This window comes from Streptomyces sp. URMC 127 (genome assembly GCF_051386535.1).
In the GTDB taxonomy this organism is placed as follows: Bacteria; Actinomycetota; Actinomycetes; order Streptomycetales; family Streptomycetaceae; genus Streptomyces.
Genome location: NZ_JBPQTW010000331.1, coordinates 1 through 4,775 on the forward strand (window position 1 = coordinate 1; position 4,775 = coordinate 4,775).

The 4,775-nt window shown below is 73.8% G+C and carries 3 protein-coding genes, 1 rRNA gene and 1 pseudogene; 4 read left to right on the forward strand and 1 reads right to left on the reverse strand.

What is annotated here, in order from left to right:
- From rrf to ACSNOH_RS33315, 3 genes and pseudogenes are all read left to right on the forward strand, one after another.
- Positions 1-75: ribosomal RNA gene (rrf, locus tag ACSNOH_RS33305) — 5S ribosomal RNA — on the forward strand; the annotation flags it as partial.
- Positions 76-854: 779 nt separating this feature from the next.
- Positions 855-1,391: pseudogene (locus ACSNOH_RS33310) on the forward strand (tetratricopeptide repeat protein); the annotation flags it as partial.
- A 75-nt stretch (positions 1,392-1,466) separates the two neighbouring features.
- Positions 1,467-2,231 carry a hypothetical protein gene (locus ACSNOH_RS33315; RefSeq protein WP_436725187.1) on the forward strand — a complete coding sequence of 255 codons (765 nt, stop codon included), beginning with the start codon at positions 1,467-1,469 and terminating at the stop codon, positions 2,229-2,231.
- Between the two features lie 99 nt (positions 2,232-2,330).
- On the opposite strand, the gene ACSNOH_RS33320 is transcribed toward ACSNOH_RS33315, so the two are convergent.
- On the reverse strand, positions 2,331-3,620 hold the full coding sequence (locus ACSNOH_RS33320) for a DUF1015 domain-containing protein (protein ID WP_436725185.1): 1,290 nt from the start codon (positions 3,618-3,620) through the stop codon (positions 2,331-2,333).
- A gap of 75 nt (positions 3,621-3,695) precedes the next feature.
- Between ACSNOH_RS33320 and ACSNOH_RS33325 the strand changes: the two genes are divergently transcribed.
- Complete coding sequence (locus ACSNOH_RS33325) at positions 3,696-4,724, forward strand: HAD-IIA family hydrolase (RefSeq protein ID WP_436725186.1); 1,029 nt, start codon at positions 3,696-3,698, stop codon at positions 4,722-4,724.
- The last annotated feature ends 51 nt before the right edge of the window (positions 4,725-4,775 follow it).

The window sequence follows — 4,775 nt, forward strand, 5'->3', positions numbered from 1 at the left end:
AACCCGGAAGCTAAGCCTTTCAGCGCCGATGGTACTGCATGGGGGACCGTGTGGGAGAGTAGGACGCCGCCGAACAATATTTCAAGGACCCTTGGTCCCAGCGTTCACGCTGGGACCAAGGGTCCTTTTTGTTTTTGCCGAAGCGCGCCGGGCGGCCGGCTGCGCGAGAATGACTGCGGTACCTGAAGACAGGAGTCACGTCGATGTCCAGCAACTACCCCGACGATCGTTCGGGTGGCGACCGCGGCGGTTTCCGCCGCGACGACCGACGGGGCTCCTCCCGCCGTGACGACCGCGGCGGGCGCCCCGCCGGCGGTGGCTTCGGCCGTCGCGACGACCGTCCGTCCTTCCGTCGCGATGACGACCGTGGCGGCTTCCGTCGCGACGACCGCCGTGATGACCGCCGCGATGACCGTGGCCCGCGCCGCGACGACGACCGCGGTGGTCGCCCGGCCGGCGGTGGCTTCGGTCGCCGTGACGACCGCCCGCCCTTCCGCCGTGATGACCGTGCGCCTCGTCGTGACGACGAGCGCGGCGGGTTCCGTGGCGGCCGTGACGAGCGCCGTGACGACCGCCCCTCCTTCCGTCGTGACGACCGCGCCCCGCGCCGTGACGACGAGCGCGGTGGCTTCCGCCGTGATGACCGCCGTGACGACCGCGGCCCCCGCCGTGATGACCGCGGCGGCTACGACCGCCCCCGTGGCGGCTTCCGCGGTGGCCGTGACGACCGCCCCTCCTTCCCGCGTGATGACCGTGCGCCTCGTCGTGACGACGAGCGCGGCGGGTTCCGTGGCGGCCGCGATGAGCGCCGTGACGAGCGTCCGTCCTTCCGTCGTGACGACCGCGCTCCGCGCCGCGATGACGAGCGCGGTGGCTTCCGTCGCGACGACCGTCCCTCTTTCCGCCGCGACGACCGTCGTGATGACCGTGGCCCGCGCCGCGATGACGACCGTGGCGGTTTCCGTGGCGGCCGTGACGAGCGCCGCGATGACCGTCCGTCCTTCCGCCGTGACGACGACCGCGGTGGCTTCCGTCGCGACGACCGCCGTGACGACCGCCGTGATGACCGCGGCCCGCGCCGCGACGACGAGCGCGGCGGGTTCCGCGGTGGCCGTGACGAGCGTCGTGACGACCGCCCCTCCTTCCGCCGTGACGACCGTGGCGGTTACGACCGCGGCCCCCGTCGCGATGACGACCGTGGCGGCTTCCGCCGTGACGACCGTCGTGATGACCGCGGCCCGCGCCGTGACGACGACCGTGGTGGCTACCGCGGCGGCCGTGACGACCGTGGCCCCCGTCGTTCGTTCCGTGACGACCGGCAGGGCGGCGGCTACCGCGGCGGGCGGGACGAGCGTTCCGGCGGCTACGGGCGCCGTGACGACCGCGACCGCGACCGCAGCGACCGCGAGCCCGTGAAGCGCCTGCCGATCCCCGACGACGTCACCGGTGACGAGATCGACGCGGACGTGCGGCAGGAGCTCATGAGCCTGCCGAAGGGCCTCGCCGAGGAGGTCGCCCGCAACCTCGTCATGGTCGCCAACCTGCTCGACGAGGACCCGGAGCAGGCCTACGCCTACTCCCGGATCGCGCTGCGCCTCGCCTCCCGCGTCGCCGCCGTGCGCGAGGCCGCCGGCTTCGCCTCGTACGCCACGGGCAAGTACTCCGAGGCGCTCGCCGAGTTCCGTGCGGCCCGCCGCATGACCGGCTCCGTCGAGCTCTGGCCCGTCATGGCCGACTGCGAGCGCGGCATGGGCCGTCCCGAGCGCGCGCTGGCCATGGCCGGTGAGCCCGAGGTCAACAAGCTGGACAAGGCCGGCCAGGTCGAGATGCGCCTGGTCGCCGCCGGTGCCCGCAAGGACATGGGCCAGGCCGACGCCGCCGTCGTGACCCTGCAGAGCCCCGAGCTCGCCTCCAACGCCGTGCAGCCGTGGACCGCCCGCCTGCGCTACGCGTACGCCGACGCGCTGCTGGCGGTCGGCCGCGAGACCGAGGCCCGCGAGTGGTTCGCCAAGGCCCTTGAGGCCGACCAGGGCGGCCAGACGGACGCCTCGGACCGCCTCGCGGAGCTGGACGGCATCGAGTTCACGGACGCCCTGGCGGAGACCGAGGGCACCGAGGGCGACGAGGCCCCCGCGGCCGCCGGCACCGAGGCCAAGACCGAGGCTGAGGACACCGAGGCCGCCGAGAAGCCGGCCGAGGCCGCTCCCGAGGCGGACGGCGACAAGGGCTGACGCCATGTAGCCATGTAGCGACGTAACGCCGAAGAGGGCGCCATCCCCGTACACGGGATGGCGCCCTCTTCGGCGTCTGCGGCATCTCCGGCGTCTTCGTCAGTTCAGGGCCAGGCTCCGCAGCACCAGCCCCGTCGCCGGCTTGGGGCCGAACGACGTCGACTTGCGCGGCATGGTCACGCCCTGCTCCGCCAGCTCGCGGACCACGTCCTCCTTGACCGGGTGCATCAGCACCGCCGTGCCGCCGTGCCGCTCGGCCTGCTTCACGGCCGCGGCCGTCTCGTGGATGTAGCCGATGTGCTCCGGGTCGTCCGGCACGCGCCAGACGTGCTCCAGCAGGACCGAGTGCAGGACCGTCGCGTCCAGGGTGCGCCAGGCCTCGGGCCGGTCCGTCGGGACGGAACGGGCCAGCAGGGCCGGGTCCGGGCGGTCCAGGAGGTGGAAGCGGCCGTCGCCGGCCAGGACGAAGGCGTTGCCCGGCTCCTCGGACGCCTCCGCCAGCGCGTCGAGCGCCGCCGGCAGCGGGCCCTCGACCGTGCGGACGCGGAAGGCGCCCTCGACGGCGGCCAGCGCCTCGGCGACCGGCAGCCGGTGCAGCAGGCGGTGGATGGCCCGTACGCGCAGCGGGTAGCGGGCGGTGTCCACCAGCAGCACCAGGCCGAAGTCCCAGGGGCCGGGGGCGGCCTGCTCGGCGCGCAGCCGCAGGTACGTCGCCCAGCGGTGGTGGCCGTCGGCGATGAGGGCGTGCTGCTGCGAGAGGTCCTTGCCGATCAGTTCGAGGTTGTCCGGGTCGGTGACGGACCACAGGCGGTGGGCGTACCCGTCGTCGGTCGTGGTGGACAGCAGCGGCGGGGTGGCGGTGACGCGGTCGATCACGGCCGCCGCGCCCGTCGTGCTGCCGTTGCCCCGGTAGGAGAAGAGCAGGGGCTCCAGGTTGGCTCCCGTGCCGCGCATGAGCGCGGCGCGGTCCTCGACGATGTGCGGCATGACGTCCTCGTGGGGGAGGACGACGCCCTCCTCGCGGGGGCTGAGGCGCAGTGCGCCGATGAGACCCCGCTGCAGGATGCCGCCGCCCCGCTGCTCGTACACGTAGAGGGCGGGCTCCGGGTCGGGGGCGAGGACCTGCTCGTCCTGCCAGCGGCGGAGCGTCTCGGCTGCCAGCCGGTGCCGGTCGGCGGCGCTGGCCGCCTGGGGGAGGATCAGGCGGACGATGTTGTGCGGGTCGGCGGTCTCCAGGTGACGCAACCCGTCGGGCCGCACGACGACGTCGTACGGTGGCGAGGTGACGGCGGCGAGGCTGCCGACCCGTTCCGGGACATAGCGCAGCCCTCGGAAGGGGGCGAGTTGGAGTCCTTGCCCTGCTTTCCCTGCTCGGCCTGGAGTGCTCATTGGGAAATGTTATGTCTCACGGCCCTGTGAGCAATGATCGTGGAAGAGACGTACAGCACAAGGAGCGAGTACAGGATGAATCAGACCGTCCGGACGCGGCCCGACGGCAGTGAGCGGCCGCTCGGCGAGGCCTACGACACGGCGCTGCTCGACCTCGACGGCGTGGTGTACGCGGGCGGTGAGGCGATCGCGCACGCGGTCGAGTCGCTGGCGGCGGCCCGCGAGGGCGGGATGCACCTCGCCTACGTGACCAACAACGCCGCCCGCACCCCGGACACGGTGGCCGGCCACCTGACGGAGCTGGGCGTCCCTGCCGCGCCCTCCGACGTGATCACCTCGGCACAGGCCGTGGCGCGGCTGATCTCCGAGCAGGTGCCGGCCGGGTCCCGGGTGCTGGTGATCGGCGCCGAGGGGCTGCGGGTGGCGCTGCGCGAGCGCGGGCTGGTGCCGGTGGACTCCGCGGCGGACGACCCGGCCGCCGTCGCGCAGGGCTACGGCGGGCCGGACATGCCGTGGTCGCGGCTGATGGAGGCGTCGTACGCGGTGGCGGCGGGCGTGCCGTGGTTCGCGTCCAACACGGACCTGACGATTCCGACCGGGCGGGGGATCGCCCCGGGCAACGGCTCGGCCGTGGAGGTCGTGCGGATAGCCACGGGGGCGACGCCGCGGGTGGCGGGCAAGCCGCAGCCGCCGATGCACCGGGAGACGGTGCTGCGGACGGGTGCGGAGCGGCCGCTGGTGGTCGGCGACCGGCTCGACACGGACATCGAGGGCGCGTACGCGGGCGGGGTGGACTCGCTGCTGGTGCTGACCGGGGTGACGACGGCGGCGGAGCTGGTCGCTGCGCGGCCGGAGCATCGGCCTACGTTTGTGGCTGCGGATTTGCGGGGGCTGCTGGTGGCTCAGCCCGGGGTTGTCCCTGCCGGGGACGGGTTCCGGTGCGGGGGGTGGACGGCGTCCGTCGATGGGGATGCGCTTGCCCTGTCGGGCGAGGGGGATCCGGTGGACGGGTTGCGGGCGTTGTGTGCGATGGCGTGGACGGCCGGCGGCGGCGAGGCGTGCGGCCTGGATTCGGCTAAGGCCGTGGCTCTGCTGGGGCTGTGATGTGGCTGGGGCGGGTGGGGCTCTTTCCCCTACCCGCCCCTTCCCGTAACC